Source organism: Nocardia sp. GCM10030253, from assembly GCF_042675075.1.
Taxonomy (GTDB): domain Bacteria; phylum Actinomycetota; class Actinomycetes; order Mycobacteriales; family Mycobacteriaceae; genus Nocardia.
In genome coordinates, this window is the sequence record NZ_JBHTDL010000010.1 from 159,927 (window position 1) to 183,853 (window position 23,927).

At 66.6% G+C, this 23,927-nt stretch carries 23 protein-coding genes; 8 read left to right on the top strand and 15 right to left on the bottom strand.

Annotated elements, in window-relative coordinates; all coding sequences use genetic code 11:
• Nucleotide 1: 1 nt before the first annotated feature.
• From ACFQZZ_RS23400 to ACFQZZ_RS23410, 3 genes are all read right to left on the bottom strand, one after another.
• Nucleotides 2-1,531 (bottom strand): MFS transporter, encoded by a 1,530-nt coding sequence (locus ACFQZZ_RS23400; RefSeq protein ID WP_378685091.1) that lies wholly within the window; start codon nt 1,529-1,531, stop codon nt 2-4.
• Nucleotides 1,532-1,692: 161 nt separating this feature from the next.
• Nucleotides 1,693-2,904 carry a uroporphyrinogen-III C-methyltransferase gene (gene cobA / locus ACFQZZ_RS23405; RefSeq protein WP_378685093.1) on the bottom strand — a complete coding sequence of 404 codons (1,212 nt, stop codon included), beginning with the start codon at nt 2,902-2,904 and terminating at the stop codon, nt 1,693-1,695.
• 230 nt (nt 2,905-3,134) lie between these two features.
• Complete coding sequence (locus tag ACFQZZ_RS23410) at nt 3,135-3,851, bottom strand: carbonic anhydrase (RefSeq protein WP_378684539.1); 717 nt, start codon at nt 3,849-3,851, stop codon at nt 3,135-3,137.
• A 198-nt stretch (nt 3,852-4,049) separates the two neighbouring features.
• Here ACFQZZ_RS23410 and ACFQZZ_RS23415 point away from each other — a divergent pair, with 198 nt between their 5' ends.
• Nucleotides 4,050-5,033, top strand: a complete 984-nt coding sequence (locus tag ACFQZZ_RS23415) for a hypothetical protein (RefSeq protein ID WP_378684542.1) — start codon at nt 4,050-4,052, stop codon at nt 5,031-5,033.
• Here the strand turns inward: ACFQZZ_RS23415 and ACFQZZ_RS23420 are convergent.
• Nucleotides 5,009-5,200, bottom strand: coding sequence for a hypothetical protein (locus tag ACFQZZ_RS23420; RefSeq protein ID WP_378684545.1), 192 nt, complete (start codon nt 5,198-5,200; stop codon nt 5,009-5,011). The two genes, ACFQZZ_RS23415 and ACFQZZ_RS23420, sit on opposite strands and share 25 nt — an antisense overlap.
• Nucleotides 5,201-5,277: 77 nt before the next feature.
• On the opposite strand from ACFQZZ_RS23420, the gene ACFQZZ_RS23425 reads away from it, so the two are divergent.
• Together ACFQZZ_RS23425 and ACFQZZ_RS23430 are read left to right on the top strand one after the other, a co-directional pair.
• Complete coding sequence (locus tag ACFQZZ_RS23425; RefSeq protein ID WP_378684547.1) at nt 5,278-5,748, top strand: nucleoside deaminase; 471 nt, start codon at nt 5,278-5,280, stop codon at nt 5,746-5,748.
• A gap of 70 nt (nt 5,749-5,818) precedes the next feature.
• Nucleotides 5,819-6,778: an isopenicillin N synthase family dioxygenase gene (locus tag ACFQZZ_RS23430; protein WP_378684549.1), complete on the top strand. Its 960-nt coding sequence runs from the start codon at nt 5,819-5,821 to the stop codon at nt 6,776-6,778.
• A gap of 21 nt (nt 6,779-6,799) precedes the next feature.
• Here the strand turns inward: ACFQZZ_RS23430 and ACFQZZ_RS23435 are convergent, their stop codons facing one another.
• Complete coding sequence (locus ACFQZZ_RS23435; protein ID WP_378684552.1) at nt 6,800-8,158, bottom strand: DoxX family protein; 1,359 nt, start codon at nt 8,156-8,158, stop codon at nt 6,800-6,802.
• Nucleotides 8,159-8,554: 396 nt separating this feature from the next.
• On the opposite strand from ACFQZZ_RS23435, the gene ACFQZZ_RS23440 reads away from it, so the two are divergent.
• Both ACFQZZ_RS23440 and ACFQZZ_RS23445 read left to right on the top strand, forming a co-directional pair.
• Nucleotides 8,555-9,685: a phosphotransferase family protein gene (locus tag ACFQZZ_RS23440; protein WP_378684555.1), complete on the top strand. Its 1,131-nt coding sequence runs from the start codon at nt 8,555-8,557 to the stop codon at nt 9,683-9,685.
• Nucleotides 9,686-9,694: 9 nt separating this feature from the next.
• On the top strand, nt 9,695-10,792 hold the full coding sequence (locus ACFQZZ_RS23445) for a hypothetical protein (protein ID WP_378684558.1): 1,098 nt from the start codon (nt 9,695-9,697) through the stop codon (nt 10,790-10,792).
• Nucleotides 10,793-10,862: 70 nt separating this feature from the next.
• Here ACFQZZ_RS23445 and ACFQZZ_RS23450 read toward each other — a convergent pair whose 3' ends face one another.
• From ACFQZZ_RS23450 to mqo, 7 genes are all read right to left on the bottom strand, one after another.
• Entirely contained in the window at nt 10,863-11,276 is a 414-nt protein-coding gene (locus ACFQZZ_RS23450; protein WP_378684560.1) for a VOC family protein, read from the bottom strand.
• A gap of 111 nt (nt 11,277-11,387) precedes the next feature.
• Nucleotides 11,388-11,780, bottom strand: a complete 393-nt coding sequence (locus ACFQZZ_RS23455; RefSeq protein ID WP_378684563.1) for a cobalamin biosynthesis protein — start codon at nt 11,778-11,780, stop codon at nt 11,388-11,390.
• Complete coding sequence (locus ACFQZZ_RS23460) at nt 11,767-13,209, bottom strand: cobyrinate a,c-diamide synthase (protein ID WP_378684566.1); 1,443 nt, start codon at nt 13,207-13,209, stop codon at nt 11,767-11,769. The genes ACFQZZ_RS23455 and ACFQZZ_RS23460 overlap by 14 nt, the downstream gene beginning before the upstream one ends.
• Nucleotides 13,203-13,817, bottom strand: coding sequence for a cob(I)yrinic acid a,c-diamide adenosyltransferase (cobO, locus tag ACFQZZ_RS23465; protein WP_378684569.1), 615 nt, complete (start codon nt 13,815-13,817; stop codon nt 13,203-13,205). The genes ACFQZZ_RS23460 and cobO overlap by 7 nt, the downstream gene beginning before the upstream one ends.
• A gap of 107 nt (nt 13,818-13,924) precedes the next feature.
• Nucleotides 13,925-15,988 (bottom strand): magnesium chelatase subunit D family protein, encoded by a 2,064-nt coding sequence (locus ACFQZZ_RS23470; RefSeq protein WP_378684572.1) that lies wholly within the window; start codon nt 15,986-15,988, stop codon nt 13,925-13,927.
• Nucleotides 15,989-16,137: 149 nt separating this feature from the next.
• A complete protein-coding gene (locus tag ACFQZZ_RS23475) occupies nt 16,138-16,587 on the bottom strand; it encodes a GNAT family N-acetyltransferase (protein ID WP_378684575.1) in 450 nt (149 codons plus the stop codon).
• Between the two features lie 18 nt (nt 16,588-16,605).
• The gene (mqo, locus tag ACFQZZ_RS23480; protein WP_378684578.1) at nt 16,606-18,120 is read right to left on the bottom strand and encodes a malate dehydrogenase (quinone); all 1,515 of its coding nucleotides are present in this window, start codon (nt 18,118-18,120) and stop codon (nt 16,606-16,608) included.
• A gap of 274 nt (nt 18,121-18,394) precedes the next feature.
• Here mqo and ACFQZZ_RS23485 point away from each other — a divergent pair, with 274 nt between their 5' ends.
• Complete coding sequence (locus ACFQZZ_RS23485) at nt 18,395-19,450, top strand: alpha/beta hydrolase (RefSeq protein WP_378684581.1); 1,056 nt, start codon at nt 18,395-18,397, stop codon at nt 19,448-19,450.
• Here the strand turns inward: ACFQZZ_RS23485 and ACFQZZ_RS23490 are convergent.
• The 3 genes from ACFQZZ_RS23490 to map all read right to left on the bottom strand — a co-directional run bounded on the left by ACFQZZ_RS23490 (nt 19,430) and on the right by map (nt 22,571).
• Nucleotides 19,430-19,993: an alpha/beta hydrolase gene (locus tag ACFQZZ_RS23490; RefSeq protein WP_378684584.1), complete on the bottom strand. Its 564-nt coding sequence runs from the start codon at nt 19,991-19,993 to the stop codon at nt 19,430-19,432. The two genes, ACFQZZ_RS23485 and ACFQZZ_RS23490, sit on opposite strands and share 21 nt — an antisense overlap.
• Before the next feature lie 114 nt (nt 19,994-20,107).
• Entirely contained in the window at nt 20,108-21,652 is a 1,545-nt protein-coding gene (locus tag ACFQZZ_RS23495; RefSeq protein ID WP_378684587.1) for a cobyric acid synthase, read from the bottom strand.
• A gap of 55 nt (nt 21,653-21,707) precedes the next feature.
• Nucleotides 21,708-22,571, bottom strand: a complete 864-nt coding sequence (gene map, locus ACFQZZ_RS23500; RefSeq protein WP_378684590.1) for a type I methionyl aminopeptidase — start codon at nt 22,569-22,571, stop codon at nt 21,708-21,710.
• A 225-nt stretch (nt 22,572-22,796) separates the two neighbouring features.
• On the opposite strand from map, the gene ACFQZZ_RS23505 reads away from it, so the two are divergent.
• Nucleotides 22,797-23,627, top strand: a complete 831-nt coding sequence (locus ACFQZZ_RS23505; RefSeq protein ID WP_378684593.1) for an RNA polymerase sigma factor — start codon at nt 22,797-22,799, stop codon at nt 23,625-23,627.
• Nucleotides 23,627-23,863 carry a zf-HC2 domain-containing protein gene (locus ACFQZZ_RS23510; RefSeq protein ID WP_378684596.1) on the top strand — a complete coding sequence of 79 codons (237 nt, stop codon included), beginning with the start codon at nt 23,627-23,629 and terminating at the stop codon, nt 23,861-23,863. The genes ACFQZZ_RS23505 and ACFQZZ_RS23510 overlap by 1 nt, the downstream gene beginning before the upstream one ends.
• The last annotated feature ends 64 nt before the right edge of the window (nt 23,864-23,927 follow it).

Consider the following 23,927-nt stretch of genomic DNA (forward strand, 5'->3'; position numbering starts at 1 on the left):
GTCAGCTCTCGTAGTCGGACCGACGGACGACCGGCATGGGACCAGTCCGCGGACGGACGACCGGCATTGGACCGGTTCGCTGAGCTTCCTCTTGCGCGTGCTGTGCCTGCGCCAATTGTTGCGGCGTGAAGCGCAGCACCAGCGCGATGAAGCCCGCCACCACCGCGACGAGCGAGCAGACCGCAAGGACCAGCGTGTACCCGCTGCCCAGCGCGAAGATCTCGGCCTCGTTCATATCCGCCGCCTTACCGGTGCGGCCGCCCATCGACAGCGTGCGCGAGGCCGCGATGGGGGTGAGCAGACCGATGAACACCGGCGTCGCCAGGTTCATGAACATCTGCCCCACCGCGGACAGCGGGCCGATATCCGACGGCGGCACACCGACGAGCACGCACAGCGGCGCGAGCACCATCGCCACGCCGACACCGAAGCCCATCACGATCAACAGCGGCAGCAAGGTCGTCAGATAGTTCACGGTGCCATCAAGCTGCGAACCGACCAGCAATCCGGTGGACAGGACGAAGGCCGACCCGCACAGCAGCCAGCGCGGTGCGATCACCAACGCCGCCTTGGAGGCCAGCGCGCCACCGATGCCGATGCCGATGGTGAACGGAATCGATGCCACGCCCGCGACCAGCGGACCGTAGCCGAGCACGTTCTGCAGGAACTGCGCGACGAAGAAGGTCATCGCGCCGAGCACACCACCGGCCAGGAAGATCAACAGGAAGGTCGCGACGCGATCGCGGCTGTCGAACAGCGACCACGGCAACAACGGATTCTCGATCTGCCGCTCCACGACCACGAAGATGATCAGCAGCACCACACCGCCGACGAGCGCACCGATGATGGCCGGGTTGGTCCACCCCATTTCCGGCCCCTCGGTCGCACCGAACACGATCGCGGCGCAGGCCAGGGTGCCGAGCACCGCGCCGCGCACATCCAGCGAGGATCGGTGGTGCTCGGTGTCGGCGAGCTGGTATATCGCACCCAGGATAATCAGCGCACCGATCGGCACATTGATCAGGAAGATCCACCGCCAGGACAACTGGGTCAGCGCGCCGCCGACCACCAACCCGCCGACGGATCCGATACCGACCATGGAGCCGACGATCGCGATCGCCTGATTACGTGCCTTTCCTGGCGCGAAAGTGGTTGCCACCAGCGCGAATGCTGTCGGCGCCGCGATCGCCGCGCCGGCGCCCTGCACCGCGCGCGCGCCGATCAGCATGGATTCGTTCTGCGCCAGCCCGCATAGCAACGAGGCGAAGGTGAACAACCCGACGCCGACGATCAGCATGCGTTTGCGTCCGAACGCGTCGCCGAGCCTGCCACCGAGCAGCATCAGGCCCGCGAAGGTGAGACCGTAGGAGGTCACCGTCCACGCGCCGCCCGCGCTGGACATCCCCATCTCCTGCTGCAGACGCGGCAGGGCGAAGATCACCACGGTGCCGTCGAGCACAACCATCAGCTGCAGCCCGCTCAGCACGAGGATCGCGAGCCCGAAGGCCCGTTGCGTCACCGGATACTGCATCGTCGCAGAGGGATTCTCGAGCACGGTGAGCCACTGTAGTTGACTCGCCGGTATCGACTCGGCACGCCGCGAGTCCGAGTGGCCGAGTCACAACGGATCACGCACTGGTTTGTGACGCTCGGCCAAGTTGCCGCCGCCGGAGCCATCATTCGAAAAATGCCCTATTCGGTAGCGGATGGACGCACGGAGTCCGTGGAGAACCCGGCCGTAGGGCCGATCACCACGATGGCCGGTGGGCGGATGCCTTCATCGCGCACCCGAGCGGCGACGGTGCCGAGCTCCGAACGCAGCACCCGCTGGGTGCGAAGGGTGCCTTCCTGGATCACGGTCGCCGGTGTGTCGGCGGGTCGCCCGCCTTCGATCAACACGGTCGCGAACTGTTCGATCCGCTCGACGGCCATCATCAGCACGAGGGTGCCGCGCAACTTGGCCAGCGCTGGCCAGTCGACCAGGGAATCCGGGTGGTCCGGTGCGACGTGCCCGCTCACCACCACGAATTCGTGGGTGACACCGCGATGGGTCACCGGGATGCCCGCGGCCGCCGGGACGGAAATAGGGCTGGTGATGCCGGGCACCACGGTGACCGGGATCCCGGCCGCGACGCACGCTTCGACTTCTTCGTAACCGCGACCGAACACATACGGGTCGCCGCCCTTGAGCCGCACCACGAACTTGCCCGCCTTGGCGCCCTCGACCAGCGCGGTATTGATCGCCTCCTGCGCCATCGCGCGGCCGTACGGGATCTTCGCCGCGTCGATCACCTCGACATCCGGTCCCAGTTCGGCGAGCAGTTCCGGCGGTGCCAGCCGATCGGCGACCACGAGGTTCGCCCTGGCCAGCAGTCTGCGGCCGCGCACGGTGATCAGATCCGGATCGCCTGGACCACCGCCGACCAGCGCGACGCCCGGAGTGATCGGTATCGAATCATCGGTCACCACACCGGATTGCAGTGCCTCGAGCAGCGCGGTGCGCACCGCGGCCGAGCGCCGATGCTGGCCGCCTGCCAGCACGCCGAGGGTGAGCCCGTCGTAGCGGGCCGTCGCCGGAGTGACGGCGGTTCCGAGCCGGGCGACATCGGCGCGCACGCAGAAGATCCGGCGGCGTGTGGCCTCTTCGACCACGGCGGCATTGGTATCGGGTTCGTCGGTGCAGGCGATCGCGTACCAGGCGCCGTCGAGGTCGCCGTCCGCGTATGCGCGCAGGGTCACGGTGAGCTGCCCCGAAGTGGCCATTCCCTCCACCGCCGGAGTGACCTCACGGCTGACTACGTGGACGTCCGCACCGGAGGCGATCAACAGCCCGAGCCGCCGCTGCGCCACCGTGCCACCACCGACCACGACAACACGCCGCCCGTTCAGATCGAGCCCGACCAGGTAGTTCGGGTCGCCCTCGGGGCGGGCGGCGGGGTCGAGCTCCGCCTGGTCATCGGTGGGTGTTGACGTGTTCGGCACAGTATTCGAGCCTACGTCCTGGATATTCGAGGTTTGTGTCAGACCCTTCACCGCACGCCCCGGGCGGTGGGGAGCACTCGGCCGACCGGTCGTCCAGGGATCACATTCGGCGGTCCGATCGGCTGCGGCCCCGGACCTCCTCGGCGTCGATATCAGGCCGGAGCTCCGTCGAGCACTTCGACTTGTCCGGTGTCGAGGGAGTAGTAGGCGCCGACGACCGAAAGGGCGCCACTACCCGCCAGCGGCGCGAGGTCGTTGTTGCGCCGTAGATTCTCCGCGGTCAACTCGATCTGGATGCGGGTCATCGTTTCGACCGGGTCGTCACCCGGCGAATCCATCCGCTCGTATGCCGGGCGCAGCGCCTCCACGATCGCCTGCAGATTGCCCGGCAGTGGCGGGCCCTCGCGCAAGGCCTTATACGCCGCGGACACCGCACCGCAGCGCTGGTGTCCGAGGACCACTATCAACGGGGTGCCGCTGGTCATCGGGCCGTACTCGACCGACCCGGTCACGATGGGGCCCACTGCGAGGCCGCCGGTTCGCATGACGAACAAATCGCCGAGCCCGGTGTCGAAAAGCAGCTCCGGCGGGACGCGCGAGTCGATGCACGACAGTACGACGCCATACGGCTGCTGATTCTGGGCGAGTAGCTGGCGACGATCCGGATCCCGGTCCGGGTGGTTCAGGTTGCCGTCGACCCACCGTCGGTTGCCGGCCATCAGGCGATCGAAGGCAGCCTTCGCGGTCTGCGGAGGCGCTTGCGTCGTATCGACTTGCTCCGATGGCTCGTCGCGACCACATCCCACGATCAGAGCGGTTGTCGCTGTCAGAGCACCGGCCAGCGCTGTTCGACGATCGAGCACACCCATGTCGTCACCTCCGCACTTGATGGATCTCCATCGGTTACGAGACGGCAAACTATGCGATGACTGCGTTGGCCAGTATGCCGGACAACTCCACGTCGATACTGCCCATCCACCGCCGCGACACTCCGCACATCGACCACATCCACGCCGAGAGTTTCTCGCCGCAAAGTCGGCACACGGGTCGTTCCTATACTCGAGCTCATGACTCAGTGGGCGCGAGCGATGTGTGCGGTGGCGGCAGCGGTGACGCTGACCGGAGTCGGTACGACACCGGTTGTCGCACAGGCAGATTCGCAGCCCTACGTGCCCGCTCCCGGCGTCGAGTCGAAGTACATCCGACAAGGCCCGTGGGCGGTGACCGAGGAAATCGGCTTCGGCTGCTGCGATTCCACCGGGGCGAAGTACGACGTCTGGTACCCGACGGACCTCGGCGCGGGCGGCGCACAGCACCCGATTGTGTTGTGGGGCAACGGAACCAACGCCGTGCCCAGCCAGTACGCCTATCTGCTCCGGCACCTGGCGTCGTGGGGTTTCGTGGTGATCGGCACCGAGAACCAGCAGACCGGCTCCGGTAGAGACATTCTCGGCTCGCTGACGTATCTGCACGGGCTCGCGGCGGATCCGGCGAGCGTCTTCTTCGGAAAGCTCGACACAGCAGCAGCCGGAGCGATGGGCCATTCGCAAGGCGCCAGCGGCGTGCTCAACGCGATGCCGGCGTCGGGTGGCGCGATCAAGACCGCGGTACCGATCGAAATTCCGGCCCAGCTCTGGTGCACGTCGGGCATCACGTGCGCCGACAGTCGCAAGCTCACCTCGGGTTCGGTGTTCTTCGTCAACGGCTCGGCCGACCGGTTCATCTCCCCCTCGACTCAGACGCTGCCATGGCAAGCGGTCGACCTGCAGTCGAACCACGCGTACTACGAGGCGACCACAGCGAGCGTGCCGACGCTATGGGCGACGCTCAACGGCCCCGATCACAATGACGTGCAAGGCCAACCGGACTGCGCGAAGGCGTCAACCCCCTGCACCAGCGGCGTCTACGGCTATCTGGGTTATCCGACGGCTTGGATGATGGCCCAGCTCCGCGGCGATGCCGAGGCCCGCGGCGTATTCCGCACTGGCACCGGCGAATTCCTCGCTCCATCGCCGAACTGGAGCAATCAGTCGAGCACCGTCACCCGCTGAGCGGGCTGCGCCACAAGCCATCGCCCGTCCCAGGTCAGCGGCGGCCATCTCGGCGTCGACAGCGCGCCACGCGAGCGGTCGGTGGCAGGTTGGCGAGCTGGTCGGCCGCCTAGCGGCTCGGCCGCGCTGAACTGATCGGCCGGTAGCTCGCGAACTGTGGACAACATACGGTCATCCACCTTCCCGAACGGTATGGACGATCTGTACGTTGCGACATGGGCCCGATTGCTTGGAGTGTGGAGCTATGACGCAGGTACCGGCACAACAGTTGCTCGAGGTGGCCTATGACGAGGCGCTACGCGGTCTGTCCGAGGGCGGTATTCCGATCGGCGCGGCCTTGTTCGCCGCCGACGGCACGCTGCTCGGCCGCGGCCACAACCGGCGCGTGCAATCCGGCGACCCCAGCATCCATGCCGAAACCGACGCCTTCCGCGCGGCGGGCCGCCGCCGCGACTACAGCTCGACGATCATGGTGACGACACTGTCGCCGTGCTGGTATTGCAGTGGGCTGGTGCGCCAGTTCGGCATCGGCGCCGTGATCGTCGGTGAATCGCAGACTTTCTACGGTGGCCACGACTGGCTCGCCGAGCACGGAGTGAACGTCACCGTCTTGGCAGACCAGCGCCTCATCGACTTGATGACCAAGTTCATCGCCGAGGAGCCTGCACTGTGGAACGAGGATATCGGCGTCGCCGACGAGATCGAGGCGTGGTGAGCGCCCCCGACGCGCACCGACGGCCGCCGGGCGCGACAACCGCAACCGAACACGAAAGGAAGGTCGCGAAATGAACGCGATTGCCTCCATCGACCTCGCCGCATGGCGCGCCGGCGGTACCGCAGCGGCCGAGGTCGAGCGCGAAGTGGACGAAGGGTTGCGTCGCGCCGGGTTCCTCCTGGTGTACGGGCACGGGCTACCGGAGGGGCTGCCCGCAGCGGTGCGCGCCGCGGCCCGGCGTTTCTTCGCCCTCCCCGAGCAAGTGAAGCAGCGCTACGCCGTGACCGTCGGCGGACGCGGTTGGATCGGCCCCGGCAAGGAGGCCAACGGCTACGCCGAGGGCACCGAAACCCCGCCGGACCTGAAGGAGACCTTCGCCGTCGGCGCGGACACCAGGACCGGTGACCCACAGATCGACGACGTCTGGTTCCTGCCGAATGTGTGGCCAGAGGAGGTGATCGAGCTGCGCGAGCTGCTGACCACCTACACCGCCGCCATGCGCACCCTTTCGGACGAACTGCTCGCACTGTTCGCCGCCGCACTTCGCTTGCCCGCCAACCCTTTCGAGGGACTCGCCGGACGACCGACCTGGACCTGCAACATCAACCACTACCCGCCGCTGACGGTGGTCGGCACGCCGGAGCCCGGCCAGTTCCGTATCGGTCCGCACACAGATTTCGGTACCGTCACCGTGCTGGACCGCGAGCCGGGCGCGGGCGGACTTCAGGTCTACACCGAGGCCGGAGGCTGGGCCGACGCGCCGTACGACCCTGCGGCGCTCACAGTGAACATCGGTGACCTGCTTGCCTATTGGAGCGGTGAGCGCTGGCCGTCCGGTCGGCATCGGGTGCTGCCGCCGCAGGCGCAGGCACCGGAAGAAGACCTCGTTTCCCTGATCTACTTCTACGAACTCGACCACGACGCCGTTGTCACGCCGCTGGAACCGCCGATCGGCGAAGTAAGCGGTCTGCCTCCGGTTGTCTCCGCCGAATTCCTGCGCACCCGGCTGGATGCCATCACTGTTGGATAACCCGTTCGTCCGAGCGCGGGGTCAACGGAAGTACGGATAATCCTGGATCCAGTGGAAGCCGCGGCTACGCAGCGGGAAGCTGTCGAGATCCAGCGCGTCCAAAGACACGGTCACCGGCCGGTCGTTCACCAGCCCACGCAGTACAAGCCGGTCCGGACCGGGCTGCTCGAAAGTGAAAGAGGCGAACCGATTCGGCTGTGCCGAGGCTTCCTGCGCGGGTTCGGAAAGAACAATCGTCTCGGCGTTCGGGTCGACCACGGCAACGACCGGCACCCGGCTACCATCCATTCGCTGATACATCGCACCGCCGGTATCGAAAACCAGTCGCTGCCAGCGATTCTCCTCGGTAGTCAGTGGCGGCAGCGGGACCCCGTCCATGTCGAATTCCGTCACGTTCCAGATCCCGTACAGCGGCGGTTTCGGCGCACCGTCACCGTATTCGTGCCAGTCGTCCCAGCCGGTGCGCACACAACCGAGCAGCACCCAGATGCCGAGGAAGATCTGGACGGCGACGACGACCCGTTCGGCGCGCCGGCTGCGAAACAGTCGCGGCTGTGTGGCCGGCTCGGATGGCCGTTCCAGGACAAGGACATTCGCCAACCGGCGTGCCTGCGGAGCCAGCACAACCAGGCACAGCAACACCAGGTGGAACGAGAGGATCTTGACCGGCACGTCGAAGGTCATGTTCAACACGAACACCTGCGCCAGACTCACCAGGCTCAACATCGCGCCGAGCGTCGCGGTCCGAGGGAGGAACAGCAGCAGCCCGCCGAGGACTTCCGCACTGCCGAGCAGGATCTCGTACGGATGTGAACTACCGACCTGCATCCACAGCACCGACATCGGGCTGAATTCGCCGTACGGCTGGAGCAAGGCAGCCAACGGCGGGCTCGACATCTGCGTCGGAATGACTTTCGCCATTCCGTAGAAGATCATCTGACCGGCCAGGCACAGGCGGATGAAGACCAGGAACCAGGCACTCGACCTGGTGTACTCGCTTCGGCCGCGGTCGAGGGCGGTCCAGAGGGCGGTGATCACCGCCGCAACCACCAACAGACAGAAAACCAGCACCCAGATGACCGCTTGATCACCACTGCCCGAATCGTGCAGGACGGCGTCGACCCCGAATACCTGTCGGCCGACCCAGCCGGTGACCGGGTCGAGTGCCTGCATCTGCCAGAGGATCGCGTCCTCGGGAAGCCACCGCCCTGCGATCCCAGCGAAGACGAAGGTGATCTGCGCGAACACCAGGCAGAACAGCCCGAAGTAGGCCACGCACATGCGGAAACCCACCCGCGTGATCGGATGCCAGCGCAGGTCGGTGGACGAATCCCATTGCGGCCGACCATGAGCCCGTTCCGGACTTACTACCGCACCCACGCGGACTCCCTGTCTGACGATGAAACTGTGTGGCTCGAAACTATCGAGACCCAGCGCACGTCGTCCTCAGAGCGAACCCCCGTCTCTGTCGTGGGGTTAACCGAACCATGATCGGGGTGCCCGCACGCTGTCACCGGAAGTACGGGTAGTCCTGCACCCAGTTGAATCCACGGCTACGCAGGGGGAATCGGTCGAGATCGACCTGTTCCAGGAATTCCCTGATTTCCACCCCTACCTCAGCGGTATGGGATATAGCCGAAAGGATGACTATTACGGTGCTGTCAAGCCCCGATGCCACCCAGTGAGCGGGTTACATTTTCTTGCCGTTTTCCTGGTCATTCATAACTAGAACGCGTTACATTCTGGCCGAGAGTTCATGGTGCAGGAGGACAAAATATGGCCGACGATCCCGATCCCACCGCGCAGCGGCAGCTGACTGTCAGCGACCGCGATCTCGATGCCCTCGCCGAGGATTTGTCCCGGTGGCTCGATTCGAAGGTCTCTGCCGACCATCCGCCGAAGATCTCGGCACTGTCGAAGCCGCAGGGCGCCGGGATGTCGAGCCCGACGGTGCTGTTCGACGCCGAATGGAGCGTGGACGGCAGGCACGAGGCCGGATCGTTCGTCGCGCGGATGACGCCGGAGGCCGAGTCGTTTCCGGTATTCGAAAACTATGATCTGGAAACGCAATACAAGATCATGGCCGGCGTCGCTGAGGCCTCCGATGTGCCGGTGCCCGAGCTGCGCTGGCTGGAAACCGACGAGAAGCCGCTCGGCACAAAGTTTTTCGTAATGAAGCGGATCGACGGCCGAGTGCCCGCGGATAACCCGCCGTACGTGTTCACCGGCTGGCTGTTCGACGCGACCCCCGAAGAACGCGCCCAGCTCACCGCCAATACCGTCGAGGTCATCGCCAAGGTGCACGCGATCCCCGATCCGGCCGCCCGATTCCCGATGCTCGACGGACCTGGCCAGGCGCTGCGCAGGCACGTCGAGTGGCATCGCAAATGGTATCGGTGGGCGCTGGCCGACGACGGGTACCCGATCCCGATCATCGAGCGCGCGTTCGACTGGCTCGATGCGCACTGGCCCGCCGATCCCGGCCCCGATGTGCTCTCCTGGGGTGACTCGCGACCGGGCAACATCCTCTACAGCGGATTCGAACCGGTCGGCGTGCTGGACTGGGAGATGGCCGGACTCGGCCCGCGCGAACTGGATATCGCCTGGCTCATCTTCATCCACCGATTCTTCCAGGACATCGCCACTCGCTTCGATCAGCCGGGTCTCGCGGACTTCCTGCGTCGCGACGACGTCGTGGCCGAATACGAAGAGATCACCGGATATACGGTTCGCGATCTCGACTTCTACATCGTCTACGCCGCGCTGCGGCACGCGATCGTGATGGCCAGGGTCAAGCGCCGGATGATCCATTTCGGCGAAGACACCGACACCCCCGACCGCGACGACTACGTGATGCACCGGGCGAGCCTGGAGGCGCTGCTCGCCGGAACCTACGAGTGGGATTGAGATCAGCAAATGCCTGTGCCCTTGGACGAATACCCGATCCATCAGACACACCTGTCGCTGGCCCGAGTGGCCAGTAGCGACCGGAACTTCTACGACAGAAGCTATTTCAACGGCCACGACCGCGCCGGTGGCACCTTCTTCGTCACCGGATTCGGCGTGTATCCGAATCTCGGCGTGATCGACGCCTACGCCGCCGTCCGGCGCGGTGACACCCAGCGCTCGGTCCGCTTCTCCGACGCGCTCGGCGATCGCAGCTTGGACCAGCGGGTCGGCGGCTACCGCATCGAGGTGCTCGAGCCGCTGCAGCGGATCCGGGTGATCTGCGAGCACGACGACCTCGGCTTCGATCTCACCTGGGAAGGCTCGTTTCCCACGGTTCAGGAACAGCCGCACCTGATCCTCAACGGCAACCGCCCGATCATCCAGGCGACCCGCTTCGCGCAGGTCGGCTCGTGGGCGGGGACGTTGCATGTCGACGGCACGGACTTCACCGTCGACCCGGATATCTGGATGGGCACCAGGGACCGCTCCTGGGGTATCCGCCCGGTCGGCGAGCCCGAACCGCCCGGCCGTGCCGCCGCAGAGCCGTCCGGTGGATTTTGGTGGATGTATGTGCCGATCCGCTTCGACGACTTCGCCATCGTCGTCATCGTGCAGGAGGAGCCGGACGGCACCCGCACCCTCAACGACGCGGTCCGCGTCTTCCCCGACGGCCGCACCGAGCAGCTGGGCTGGCCGCGCATTCACATCGATTACCGTTCCGGCACAAGGCATCCCGTTGGCGCACGGCTGGAACTCACGACACCCGACGGCAAACCGCTAGAGGTGGAAATCAAGACCGTCACCAACGTCGCCCTACATGTCGGCTGTGGCTACGGCGGCGACCCCGACTGGCTGCACGGCCGCTGGATGGGCCGCGACTGGTCCTCCAGCAGCACCTACGACCTCACCGACCCGGCCATCGCGAGCCGAGTCCCCTTCGGCGTCATCGACCACGTCGCCCACGCCCGCTGCGGCGACGCCGAAGGATGGGGCCTGTTCGAGCACGCCAGCCTCGGTCGCCACGACCCCACCGGCTTCGCCGACTGGGGCTCCGTCACACCGTAATCCGCACAACGCCGTGTGCGGGCACTCCAATGCGTGCCCGCACACGGATCACCCCCGCGCCCGTGCGGGTTCAGTTCTCGGGTCGAGCCAGGTCAGGGCGTTTGACGTAGTCCGTCAGCCCGATCACATTGCCCCACGGGTCGGCGACCTCGACGCTCCACCCAGTACCCACCTCGAACGGCGGGCCGAGCAATTGCACGCCATACCCTTCGAGTTCGGCTGCCGAGGCCAGAGCATCGGGCACCTCCAACCACAACCGCATCCCCGACAAGCCATTCGCCCCCGCACTCGGATCCGCCCGCACCATCACCCCGGCCACCTCGCCACCGACATCGAACACCGCGATACCTTCCTCCGGCAGCGTGAACTTCACCGCCATCCCCAACGCACCTTCGTAGAACTCCACCGCCGCACCCAGGTCGCCGACCGGAACAAGCACGTTGTCGATACCTCGGATCTCCATCCCGCCATGAAACCACGTCATACCGACCGCATAGGCAGTGCCGAGGAATAGCGATGTGCACCGAGCCGACCAGGCTGTCGGCACGCAACGTTTCGGGCTGTGGTGCAGTGGATTCCAGCCGGGCGGGTGTGGTCAGGCGGTGGGCGGGGCGGATTCCGGGACGGGCGGGTGCAGAGCGGCTGCGATGACGATGCGGTCGATGGTGCGCTTGGGGATCACGAGTGGGCCGCTGGCTGCCAGGATTGCGGCGGCTTCGGCGACGCTGGGGGTGCCGAGGAGGCTGCGGGTGCGGGGTGATGGGTTCGGGACTGGGACTCGAGCTAGTTCGGTGGCGGTGTAGGCGCGGATCGGGGTGTTCAGCTGGGCGGCTGCGGCGCGTACTCCGGGCTCGGTGGCGCGGCGGTCGAGGGTTGCCAGGCAGGCGATGAGGTTGTCGCCCAGTGCTTCTCGGATGGCGGACAGGATGCGCTCGGCCGAGGTCCCTGGGCGTATGCCCAGGCCGACAGCGAGCTCACGTGGCTGCACGGGTGCGTGCGTAGTCGACTGCGGCGGCGACGAAACGGCCTATGGCTTCGGGGTTTCCGGCCGGATGGGTGTGTAGGTAAGAGGCATGTACGCGATGGACGAGTGCGCCTTCGCGGACTCGTTCGCCGCCGGCGTGCCAGCCCCAGGCAGGAGTGTCCGTGTCGGTCGCGATCAACCGGGTGCGGTGGAACTCGTGTCCACGGACCCGCTCCCCCGCTCGCCATAGCGGAGAATCGGTCAGCGCCACCGCATCTCGATAGCCGAGGGTCAGGCGCGGTCCGAATTCCGCGGCCGCATCGACTACACCGGCCATCGTGTGGCCGTCGAGCGATCGGGTGAGATACAGCAGTCCCGCACATTCGGCGTGCACCGGCATCCCACGCCGAGCCTGCTCCGCCACCTGCGCGAGCAGCCTGGCGTTGGCGGCCAGATCAGCGGCGTGCTCCTCCGGGAATCCACCCGGCAACACGAGACCCGCTGTGCCGGTGGGCAGTTCGTCGTGCATCGGGTCGAAAACGACCGCCTGTGCTCCCGCCGCGATCAGCAGCTCGCGATGCTCGGCGTACCCGAAGGTGAACGCAGGCCCCCCGGCGATCGCGATCACCGGCTCGAACCCGGCCACCGCGGCAGCCTCGGCGGTGGGCCTATCTTCGGCAGGTATCGCCAGTTCCATTCTCGGATCCCATGCCGGACCGGCAACTGTCGAGTGGGCGAGTGCCGCGATTGCGCGCAGATCGAGATGGGCGGCAACGAGGTCCGTCATTGCTTCGACCGCGGCAGTCGCGGCCGCGCCGTGCTCGACGGCGGGGATGAGGCCGAGATGGCGGGAAGGGACTTCCAGTTCGGCCATCCGCGGCAATGATCCGAGGACAGGAAGGCCGACGCGGTCGCAGGCCGCGCGCAGCACCTGATCGTGGCGTTCGCTGCCGACGCGGTTGAGGATCACGCCGCCGAGGCGGATCGTGCTTTCGAAGGTCGCGAATCCGTGCAGCAGTGCCGCGAGGCTTTGGCTGTGACCGCGGGCGTCGACCACCAAAACCACTGGCGCGCCGAGTAATCCGGCGACCTGTGCGGTAGATCCCTCGGCAATCGGCCCGGCCTGGTTCTCATCGATGCGGCCGTCGAACAGCCCCATCACACCCTCGACCACCGCAAGGTCACACCCCTGCGCACCGTGCCGATACAACGGCACGACACGATCCATGCCGACGAGCACCGGATCGAGGTTGCGCCCCGGCCGCCCCGCGGCAAGTCCGTGATACCCGGGATCGATGTAGTCGGGCCCGACCTTGAACGGCGCCACCCGATGCCCCACCCGCCGCAGCGCCCCGATCAACCCCGTCGCCACCGTCGTCTTCCCGCTCCCCGATGCCGGCGCGGCAACAACAACCGCCGGAACAGTCCCCGCATTCGCAGCGAGGGTCACCATTCGATGCCTCGTTGGCCTTTTCGGCCTGCGTCCATGGGGTGTTTGACCTTGGTCATCTCGGTGACGAGGTCGGCGGCGTCGATGAGGGCTTGGGGGGCGTCGCGGCCGGTGATTACGACGTGTTGGTTGCCTGGGCGGTTTTGCAGGGCTTTGACCACCTCGTCGATGTCGACCCAACCCCATTTGAGCGGGTAGGTGAATTCATCCAGGACGTAGAAGCGGTGCTGCTCGGCTTCGAGCCTGCGGGCGATCTCCTGCCAGCCCGCCAGCGCGGCGGCGGCGTGGTCCTCGTCGCTGCCCTGCTTGCGGGTCCACGACCAGCCTTCGCCCATCTTGTGCCACTCGACCGAGCCACCAACGCCGGTCTCCTCGTGTAGACGGCCGAGCGTCCGAAAAGCGGCTTCCTCGCCCACTTTCCATTTGGCGCTCTTCACGAACTGGAACACCGCCACATCGAAGCCCTGGTTCCAGGCACGCAATGCCATCCCGAACGCCGCGGTCGACTTCCCCTTGCCCGCCCCGGTGTGCACCGCGAGCACCGGCTGATTCCGCCGCTGCCGCGTGGTCAGCCCGTCATCCGGAACGGTCTCCGGCACACCCTTAGGCATCGAAACTCCTTGGTAGTCCATTGATCAGAATGTCCACGCTCACGCTGGCTGTACCGCCATGCCTCCGCCCGCCGCGGGTTCGACCTCGAGCAGTCGGGGAGCCACGGTCAGGCGGCTCGTGTTCCGGTGTACGCGCCGAGACGGCCGGAGCCCGCGCGGACGACGTCGGCTACCGAATCACCGGTGAGCTCGCCGAGTCGCAGGTATCCGGCGCGGAGGATGTGGGCCAGGTCAGCGGCGAGACCGAGGCGGATCATGCCGCGTTCACAGTCGACGACGATGGAGGTCACCGCCTCGAGGGCCAGCATGGCGGCGGCTGCTCGGGCGCGTGGCACCGGATCGACGCCGCCGGTGGCGCGACCGTCGGTGAGGAGCACGAGCATGGGGCGACGGCGGGGATCGCGGACTCGTTCGCGGTGCACTACCTCGCGGGCCTTCAACAGGCCTGCGGCGAGCGGGGTTTTGCCACCGGTGCGCATGCCGGACAAACGGCGGACCGCGATATCGACCGAGGAGGTTGGGGGCAGCACGAGTTCGGCTTCCTGCCCGCGCACGGTGACCACGGCGACCTTGTCGCGGCGCTGGTAGGCGTCGCGCAGCAGGGCGACGACGGCGCCGGTGACCGCCGACAGCCGGTCCCGTGCGGCCATGGATCCGGAGGCGTCGACCACGAAGATGACCAGATTTCCTTCGCGCCCTTCGCGATACGCACCGCGCAGATCGTCGGCCGCCAGTTTCAGCGGGCCGTCGGCGCGGCCACGGGCGCGCTGGTGCGGGGCGGCGGCAAAGACGGTGCCGAGCAGGTGCAGTCCGGTGGAGGTGTCGGCGCTGGATCGGACCGTGCGGCCCTGTCTGGTCTGCGCCCGAGAGCGGCGGCCCGCCGCACCCTCGCCGACGCCGGGCACTTCCCAGCGCGGCGGTGTCACGACCGACGAAGCGGGAGCACCGGTTCGGCCCTCGCGAGCGGCAGGCGACTGCCCGCCGCCAGGCCCGCGGTCAGGGGAATCCGGACCACCGTCGGGACCGTCATCCGGACCACCGTCGGGTCCGTCGTTCGGAGAGTCCGACCCCTTGTCCGGGACGGGATCGTCATCTCGGCTCCGGTCGGCACCCTGATCGCCCGATGGAGGCTGCTGCGCCTGTTCCGATCCGAATTCGTCTTGTTCCGTGGCGTTTTCACTACCCGGCTGCCGCGCACGCGCCGCTTCCTCGCCTGCGTCGCGCATCGCGTCGTCGAGCTGCTCCTCGCTGATGCCGGGCTCATCGAACGGATCGCGGCGACGGCGGTGCGGCAGTGCCAGCTCGGCGGCGACGCGCACGTCTTCTTCGCTCACGGTGTCAGCGCCACGCCACGCCGCGTGTGCGGTCGCGGTCCTGGCCACCACCAGATCCGCCCGCATTCCGTCCACATCGAAAGACGCGCACAGCGCGGCGATCCGGCGCAGCTCAACGTTGTCGAGTGTCACTGCGGCGACGCGATCACGTGCGGTGAGGATCCGCTCGGCGACACCCCGGTCAGTGGCGGCATAACTCGAAACGAACCCGGCCGGGTCTGCCTCGTAGTCCAACCTGCGGCGCACCACGGCCATCCGCACATCCACATCGCGCGAGGCGGCGACATCGACGGTGAGCCCGAACCGGTCCAGCAGTTGCGGACGCAGCTCACCTTCCTCCGGATTCATGGTTCCCACCAGCACGAACCGCGCCGGATGCGAATGCGAGACACCGTCGCGCTCGACGTGCACCCGCCCCATCGCCGCCGCATCGAGCAGCACGTCCACCAAGTGGTCGTGCAGCAGGTTCACCTCGTCGACGTAGAGCACGCCGTGATGAGCGGCCGCCAGCAGCCCCGGCCGAAACGCCTGTTCTCCGTCCCGCAGCACCCGCTCCAGATCCAGCGAGCCGACCACCCGGTCCTCGGTAGCGCCGACCGGTAGCTCCACCAACCGAGCGGGCCGCGCCCCGGTCTCATCGACAACAGGCGGCAACAACTGCGCAAGCGCCCGTACCACGGTCGATTTCGCAGTGCCCTTCTCGCCCCGAACCAGCACGCCGCCGATCCCGGGATGCACCGCGCACAGGATCAGCGCCAACTGCAGCCGCTCCTGCCCCACCACCGCCGAGAACGGAAAACCCACCTCACCGTCCGCCCGCGAACGCGACCCGGTCAACGAAGCAGCTGATGATGCAGTTTCGGCGTGGGACAAAGACACGCCCCAACTCTATTCGCGCCACCCCGACCTTCCGGCAGCGCCCTCTCCCCGGGCCGGAAACGCCGCACCCGCCCCGGGAACCCGGGGCGGGTGCGGGCCCGGCGGGGCTACCCCTTGCGCATGGGGGTGTGCATGATTCCGCCGTCGTCGAATTCTTCGCCGTCGGGCTTGAAGCCGAACTTGGTGTACATGTCAACCAGGTAGGTCTGTGCGCTCAGTCGCACAGTTGCCGAACCGACCTCGGCCAATGCGGCTTGTACCAGCCGGGTGGTGTAGCCATGGCCCCGGGCGGGGACCACGGTGCACAGGCGGCCGATGCGGAAGGACTTCACGCCGTCGTGGTGCTCTTCGAGCAAGCGCAACGTCGAGATGACCTCACCCTCGTCGTCGAGCCAGAAGTGTCGGGTTTCCGGCAGCAGATCGAGCCCGTCCAGTTCCGGATAGGCGCACTTCTGCTCGACGACAAAGACTTCGACGCGAAGTTTCAACAGCTGATAAAGGGTGGCGGTGTCGAGATCCTGCGCCCATGACCGTTTGAGTGCAACCGTTGACATCATCGCGTTTTGGTACCACACCTACGCCGTCGGCGCGACCCCCATGCGATTCGGCGTGTTGGCCGACACGCCGGTGAGGTTCAACGTCTTGGACGTCCAATCCCACACTTCGCGGTACAGAGCCTGGTTCTCCGACAGCTTCACGCCCAGCGAGGGGACCATTTCCTTCAGCTTCGGCGTCCAGTCGGCGTACTCGCGGGGGAAGCACCGCTGCAGCACGTCGACCATGGCGCTCACACAAGTGGACGCGCCGGGCGAAGCGCCGAGCAGACCGGCGATGGAGCCGTCCTCGGCCGCGATCACGGCGGTGCCGAGCTCGAGCACGCCGCCCGCACCCTGGCGCCGGATGATCTGCACGCGCTGGCCCGCGGTGATCAGCTCCCAGTCCCGGCCTTCGGCCTTCGGGACGAACTCCTGCAGGGTGTGCACCTTGCCGGCCTCGGACTTCAACAGCTCGCTGACCAGGTACTTGACCAAGCCCAACTCGGTCACACCGACGCCGAGCATCGAGAACAGGTTGCCCGCCCGCACCGACTTGATCAGGTCGGTCAATTTGCCGTCCTTGAGGAACTTCGGCGTCCAGCCCGCGTACGGGCCGAAGAGCAGCCCGGGCTGGCCGTTGATGACGCGAGTATCCAAGTGCGGCACCGACATCGGGGGCGCGCCGACAGCGGCCTTGCCGTACACCTTGGCCTCGTGCAGCTTGATCAGCTCCGGGTTGGTGCAGCGGAAGAACTGGCCGCTGACCGGGAACCCCCCGAAACCGGCGATCTCCTTGATGCCCGACTTCTGCAGCAGCGGCAGCGCGCCACCGCCCGCCCCGACGAAAACGAATTTGCTGATGATCGTGCGGGTTTCACGGGTCCGCAGGTTGCGCACCTTCACCAGCCACGTGCCGTCGGACTGCTTGGTCAGGTTGCGCACCTCGTGGCCGAAGGCCAGATTCGCGCCGGACTTGCCGAGGTAGGCGAGCAATTCCTTGGTGAGCGAACCGAAGTCGATGTCGGTGCCCGCGTCGGTCCAGTTCAGCGCGACCGGGTCGGAGAAGTCGCGGCCCTTGGCCATCAGCGGTAGCCGCCGGGTGAACTCCTCGGGGCTGTCGATGTACTCCATGCCCTCGAACAGCGGGTGGCGCGACAGCGCCTCGTACCGCTTGCGCAGGTACTCGACGTCGTCGGCACCGTGCACGAAGCTGACGTGCGGGATGGGGTTGATGAAGCCCGACGGATCGCTGAGCAGTCCGTTCTCCACGCCATAGGCCCAGAACTGCCGGGAAACCTGGAAGCGCTCGTTGATGTCGATAGCCTTGGAGACATCGACCGAGCCGTCCGGCTGCTGCGGGCTGTAGTTCAACTCACACAGTGCCGAGTGGCCGGTGCCCGCGTTGTTCCACGGATCGCTGCTCTCCGCCGCCACGGCGTCGAGCCGCTCGAACAGGGAGATCGACCACTCCGGCTGCAGCTGACGAAGCAGCGCGCCGAGGGTGGCACTCATGATGCCGGCACCGATGAGTACCACATCGGTCTTTTCAGTCATGGCAGCGTTCGGCACGGGTAGATCGACTTCCTTGTCACTTCTGCGGCAGTTCACCGGCACGGTGGCCTGCCTGGGCACGGGCGCTATGTGGTTTTTTGCGAGCCTGGCGTGACTCGGCGGTGAGAAGGTTACCCGCCGTTCACCTCTTGCCAATTGTGCACCTCACCGGTTCGATCACCAGCAACGAACCTGCCGAATGTGACATAGATTCCTCCCCCGGCCCCAGCGACAGTGGAACTTCAATCCGACGCAAACGTCGCCTAGATTGGTTGTCGTGACGAACGAAACCTCGCTAAGCGTGTCGGACATCACGACCGGTGTGCAGTGGCAGCCCGACGTCCTCGGCGCGGGCTACGAGCAGCGGACACTGAACTTCGGCCCTGATCCCGATGGCGAAGGTGACGCCGTCGCCACACTGGTCAGGTACACCCCTGATTCCGCCACCACCACCGAGGCCGCGGTGCTGTATGTGCACGGCTTCACCGACTACTTCTTCCAGCAGCATCTCGCCGAGCATTTCGCCGAGCGCGGGCACCGGTTCTACGCCCTGGATCTGCGCAAGTGCGGACGTTCGCTGCGCGACGGGCAGACACCGCACTACGTGACCGATCTGGCGCTCTACGACGACGAGCTGAACGAGTCCCTGCGGATCCTGCGTGAGGAGACCGGCGGCGAGGTGCTGCTGGTCGCGCACTCCACCGGCGGACTGATCGTGCCGCTGTGGCTGGACCGGCTCAATCGGGCACGGGGCACCGTCGCGTCCGGCATCACCGGCTTGGTGCTCAACAGCCCGTGGTTCGACCTGCAGGGCCCCTCGTACTACCGGACCATCGGCACTCCCGTGATCAAGGCGCTCGGCAAGTTCCGATCGATGATCGAGCTACCCGGCGGGCAGATCAGCTCGTACGGCGACAGCCTGCACCACAGCGTCGCGGGCGAATGGGATTACAACCTCGATTGGAAGCCGCTGAGCGGCTTCCCGGTCCGCTTCGGCTGGCTGCGGGCGATCCGCAATGGGCATGCCCGGCTACAGGCGGGTCTCGATATCGGGGTGCCCTCGTTGATCCTGCGGTCCCGGATCACCAAGTTCGCGCGCAAGTACGGCCCCGCCGTCGATGTAGCCGACGCGGTACTCGATGTCAGGCAGATCCAGCGCTGGTCAGGTTGCCTAGGCGATCGCACCAATATCGTCCCGATCGACGGCGCGCGACACGATGTGTTCCTGTCCTCGGCCGAGCCGCTTGCGCAGGCCTTCACCGAGCTCGACAACTGGCTGGACTGGCTGGCTATCTACCTGCGCAAGTCCGGGTCACCAGAGGCTGGTGCGTAGCACGATCTCGGTGGCCATCTCGTGGTCGGCTTCGGTCGCCACGTTGTCGACGTCGATCTCCACCACCCGGAATTCGCCGTAGACGTAGCGACCGGAAGTGTCGGCGACCACACGCGGCAGGTTCTTGGTGACCAGCACGGTGACGGCCAGCTCGACGGGCCGGCACGCTGCGTCGAGCACGGTGCCGTCCGCGGCGGGTACCGCGGGGTGACCGCGATCGGCGACCACCAGGCTGATGAAGCGGCCGAAGCCACCCGCGCACAGCTGCCAGGCCAGCTCCGCGCCCGACCCGCGCCCGGCGACGTTCACCCATGGCACGCCGAGCTCGTCGAGGATGCCGTGCACAGCCGCGGGATCCAGGTCCGCTATCGATTCCACCGCGATCGTGCGCAGGTCCGAATTGTGCAGTCGAGCACAGACCTGGTCGTACACGTCGACCGGATCACCCGCGTCGGGCAGCAGCAGCACGCTGTGCCGAGATTCGGGCCCGTCGACCCGCACGGTCCAAGCCCGGTCACCGACCGTGATCCGCCGAGATTTCATGCCGGAGTACGGTACACGGCCTGGTTGAACAGAACCGCGTGTCGAACCTCACGTGCGAGTCAGACGTGGGAATCACCACTATCCGGTGGCGCTGCGCTCAACCGTTCGCCCAGCTCAGTGCCTCGCCTGTACGGCCGCGGCGGTGAGTGTGGGAAGGTCGGCGGGCGCACCGTCGACGATCAGACGTTCCAGTTGCGCGCCGTCGAGGTGGTCCTCTACGAGATCAGCGAGCAGATCCAGTTGGGCCGAGCGAATCGCGGCGACCGAAACATCATCGGCGACAACGAAACCCGTGCGTCCGGCGGCAACGGCGATCCGCCGCAGCCACATTCGACGGAACCCGTCCGACTCCAGCAGGCCGTGCAAGTGGGTACCCCAGACCGCGCCCCTGACGCTGCCCTCCAGTGCGCCGTCCAGCTCGAGCCAGCCGGGGTCGGTGCTGCGCCGCACCCTTCCGTGGTGAATCTCGTAGCCCCGCAGGGGTATTCCCTCCGCACCCGGCAGCTGGGTGCGACCGGAGACACGGCGCAGCACCTTCGGGTCGGCGAATTCGATGTCGAGATCGAGCAGCCCGAGGCCGTCGACGACACCCGCACCGGATTCGACAGTGTCGCAGATCCGACGGCCGAGCATCTGGTAGCCCCCGCAGATACCGAGGATCGGTTTGCCCACGGCAGCGCGAGCCGTCAACGCGTCGGCGAGCCCGGCGCGGCGCAACCAGGCCAGATCGTCGACCGTCGCCTTGCTGCCGGGCAGCACCACCAGATCCGCGTCGGAAAGCCGCGAGGGCTCGCTCACCCAGCGCACCGAGACGCCCGGCTCGCAGGCCAGGGCTTCGACGTCGGTGGAGTTGGAGATGCGCGGCAGTCTGATGGCGGCGACGGTCAGCCACTCGGCGCCGACGGGTGGGAGGGGACGGCCGACCGGTGCGTCCGCGACGGTGCCGAGCGAGTCCTCTGCGTCGATCCAGAGATCTTCGGCAAAAGGAATCACACCGAGCGTCGGACGGCCCGTGAGTTCGGTGAGTCGCTCGAGTCCCGGCCGGAGCAGTTCGACATCGCCGCGGAACTTGTTGATAACGAAGCCCGAAATCAGTTGCTGGTCTTCGGGATCGAGTACGGCCACGGTCCCGAACAGGTGGGCGAGCACCCCGCCGCGATCGATGTCGCCGACCACGAGCACCGGCAGTCGAGCCGACTGCGCCAGGCCCATGTTCGCCAGATCGGTGGCCCGCAGGTTGATCTCGGCGGGCGAGCCGGCGCCTTCACAGATCACCACGTCGAATTCCGCACGCAGGGAAGCTAGTTCGGCGGCAACGACCTCCCGCAATTCCTGTCGGTGTCGGAAATAGTCGCGGGCACCGACCGTGCCGACCGCCTGTCCCCGCACCACCAGCTGGGAGCGGCGATCGCTGCCGGGCTTGAGCAGCACCGGATTGAACCGCACGCTCGGCTCCAACCCGCATGCCAGCGCCTGCAGCGCCTGCGCACGCCCGATCTCCCCGCCGTCGAGGGTGACGACGGAGTTGTTCGACATGTTCTGCGCCTTGAACGGCGCGACCCGCACGCCCTGCCGCGCCAGCATCCGGCAAAGCCCGGCCACCACAACGCTTTTGCCCGCATCGGACGTGGTGCCCGCGATGAGCAATGCGCCCTTCACGCCGCGGCTGCCATGCCGCCCGAGTGTTCCGGCCTCGAACTGCGCGGTCCACCACTCACGGCAAGGTCAGGATTTCGGCACCGGTGTCGGTGACTACCAGGGTGTGCTCGAACTGCGCGGTCCACTTGCGGTCCTTGGTGACCACGGTCCAGTGGTCGTCCCAGATGTCGTAGTCGATGCCGCCGAGGTTGATCATCGGCTCGATGGTGAAGGTCATGCCCGGCTCGATGATCGAGTCGACGGCAGGCTGGTCGTAATGCAGGATGACCAGGCCGCTGTGGAAGGTGGGGCCGACGCCGTGGCCGGTGAAGTCACGGACTACGCCGTAGCCGAAGCGGTTTGCGTAGGACTCGATCACCCTGCCGATCACATTGAGCGCGCGACCGGGACGAACGGCCTTGATGGCCCGCGCGGTGGCTTCCTCGGTCCGCTCGACCAGCAGCCGGACCTCTTCGTCGACATTGCCCGCGAGGAACGTCTTGTTGGTGTCGCCGTGCACACCGTTGATGTAGGCGGTGACGTCGATATTCACGATGTCGCCGTCTTCGATCACGGTCGAGTCCGGAATCCCGTGGCAGATCACCTCGTTCAGCGAGGTGCAGCACGACTTCGGGAATCCCTTGTACCCGAGGGTCGACGGGTAGGCTCCGTGATCACACATGTATTCGTGTGCGATCCGATCCAATTCGTCGGTCGTGACGCCGGGCGCGACAGCCTTGCCCGCCTCTTCCAACGCCTGCGCCGCGATCTTTCCCGCGATCCGCATCTTGTCGATCGTCTCGGCCGTCTGCACCCAGGGCTCATTACCCTCGTTGACGGACTTCTTCCACGCATACTCCGGACGCTCGATCGAGCGCGGAACTTCCCGAGTCGGCGAGAGGGTCCCGGGAACAAGCGGCTGACGGGTGCGCACAGACATGGAAACCAGACTATCTGCACCACCGATTCCATACCCTCCGACATCCGCCCGCCGAGCCGCCGCCTATCGCTTGGACCATCCGAAACGATCAGACGGAATATCACCGGACCGTGGTCCGGGACTCCAGCCGTGGAATTGGGCCCTTGACGTTTGCCGAGTTGTACGCGGTCGGCGATCGCCCCGCGCCAACCGCCGGGGAACGGCTGCGAGGTGGTCGAGGAGGCGGTGGCGACCGAGACATCGGACCTCGACGTCTATGCCGTCGGCGAGCATCATCGCAGGGATTTCGCGGCGTCCTCGCCCGCGGTGGTACTGGCAGCATCTGATGCTGAGTTCGCCGGTCGGCGCGTGATGTCCGGCGAGCTGGTTGCTTACACTTCCTGCATGCCGGGAACGGACACCGCTGATGATGCCGAGTTGCTGGCGCGGTTGCGGGGTGGTGACGAGGCGGCGTTCGAGTTCTTGTTGGATGTGTGGTCGGGTGGAATGTTACGTCTGGCACGGGATTTCGTGTCCACCGCAGATTCCGCGGCCGAGGTTGTGCAGGAGACTTGGCTGGCGGTGGTTGTGGGTATCGACAAGTTCGAGGGGCGGTCGTCGCTGAAGACGTGGGTGTTCCGGATCCTGGTGAATATCGCCAAACGCCGTGGACTTGCCGAGCAGCGTTCGATGCCGTTCAGCAGCGTGTTACCCGCCGACGACGATGCGGGGCCGTCGGTCGATCCCACCAGGTTCCAGGGGCTGGGCGAGCCGTTCCCGCATCACTGGCGAGCGTTCCCGGCGCTGTGGCCGTCGCCTGAGCAGGCGCTGCTCGATGGGGAGTTGCGTGCGTGTGTCGCGGCAGCTCTGGAGGAATTACCGCGTCGGCAACGTATCGTCATCGGGCTACGCGATGTGCACGGATACGGTGCGGACGAGGTCTGCTCGATACTGGAGATCTCCTCGGCCAACCAGCGGGTGCTGCTGCACCGCGCCCGAGCATTCGTCCGGGGCAGAATCGAGGAGTACTTCGCTGATGTCGGGCCGCGGGGCCGCGGAGGAGAGGAGGTGTCGTAATGGCGGAGATGAATTGCGACGAGTTCGTCGAAGTGGTCACTGCCTACATGGAAGGCAGCCTCGACGAGTCGAACGAGCGCCGGTTCATCGACCACCTCGGGTCCTGCGACGGCTGCGATAGCTACCTCGACCAGATCCGGGACACCATCAGGGCGCTGCGGGAGCAGCCACGAGCCGCCCTGACGCGCGAGTCCAGGGACGCGTTACTGGCCGCCTTCCGCTCCCGTTCGAAATAATATTCGCGGCAGGTGTAACGCCCGGGGCCGGTTTCGACACTGTGCTGCCATGTTCTGTCAACGA

Coding starts and splice junctions, on each gene's coding strand:
- ACFQZZ_RS23400 (WP_378685091.1), bottom strand. CDS start 1,531: ATGCAGTATCCGGTGACGCAACGGGCCTTCGGGCTCGCGATCCTCGTG.
- ACFQZZ_RS23410 (WP_378684539.1), bottom strand. CDS start 3,851: ATGGGTGTGCTCGATCGTCGAACAGCGCTGGCCGGTGCTCTGACAGCG.
- ACFQZZ_RS23415 (WP_378684542.1), top strand. CDS start 4,050: ATGACTCAGTGGGCGCGAGCGATGTGTGCGGTGGCGGCAGCGGTGACG.
- ACFQZZ_RS23420 (WP_378684545.1), bottom strand. CDS start 5,200: ATGTTGTCCACAGTTCGCGAGCTACCGGCCGATCAGTTCAGCGCGGCC.
- ACFQZZ_RS23425 (WP_378684547.1), top strand. CDS start 5,278: ATGACGCAGGTACCGGCACAACAGTTGCTCGAGGTGGCCTATGACGAG.
- ACFQZZ_RS23430 (WP_378684549.1), top strand. CDS start 5,819: ATGAACGCGATTGCCTCCATCGACCTCGCCGCATGGCGCGCCGGCGGT.
- ACFQZZ_RS23440 (WP_378684555.1), top strand. CDS start 8,555: ATGGCCGACGATCCCGATCCCACCGCGCAGCGGCAGCTGACTGTCAGC.
- ACFQZZ_RS23445 (WP_378684558.1), top strand. CDS start 9,695: ATGCCTGTGCCCTTGGACGAATACCCGATCCATCAGACACACCTGTCG.
- ACFQZZ_RS23450 (WP_378684560.1), bottom strand. CDS start 11,276: ATGACGTGGTTTCATGGCGGGATGGAGATCCGAGGTATCGACAACGTG.
- ACFQZZ_RS23460 (WP_378684566.1), bottom strand. CDS start 13,209: ATGGTGACCCTCGCTGCGAATGCGGGGACTGTTCCGGCGGTTGTTGTT.
- cobO (WP_378684569.1), bottom strand. CDS start 13,817: ATGCCTAAGGGTGTGCCGGAGACCGTTCCGGATGACGGGCTGACCACG.
- ACFQZZ_RS23475 (WP_378684575.1), bottom strand. CDS start 16,587: ATGATGTCAACGGTTGCACTCAAACGGTCATGGGCGCAGGATCTCGAC.
- mqo (WP_378684578.1), bottom strand. CDS start 18,120: ATGACTGAAAAGACCGATGTGGTACTCATCGGTGCCGGCATCATGAGT.
- ACFQZZ_RS23490 (WP_378684584.1), bottom strand. CDS start 19,993: ATGAAATCTCGGCGGATCACGGTCGGTGACCGGGCTTGGACCGTGCGG.
- map (WP_378684590.1), bottom strand. CDS start 22,571: ATGTCTGTGCGCACCCGTCAGCCGCTTGTTCCCGGGACCCTCTCGCCG.
- ACFQZZ_RS23510 (WP_378684596.1), top strand. CDS start 23,627: ATGGCGGAGATGAATTGCGACGAGTTCGTCGAAGTGGTCACTGCCTAC.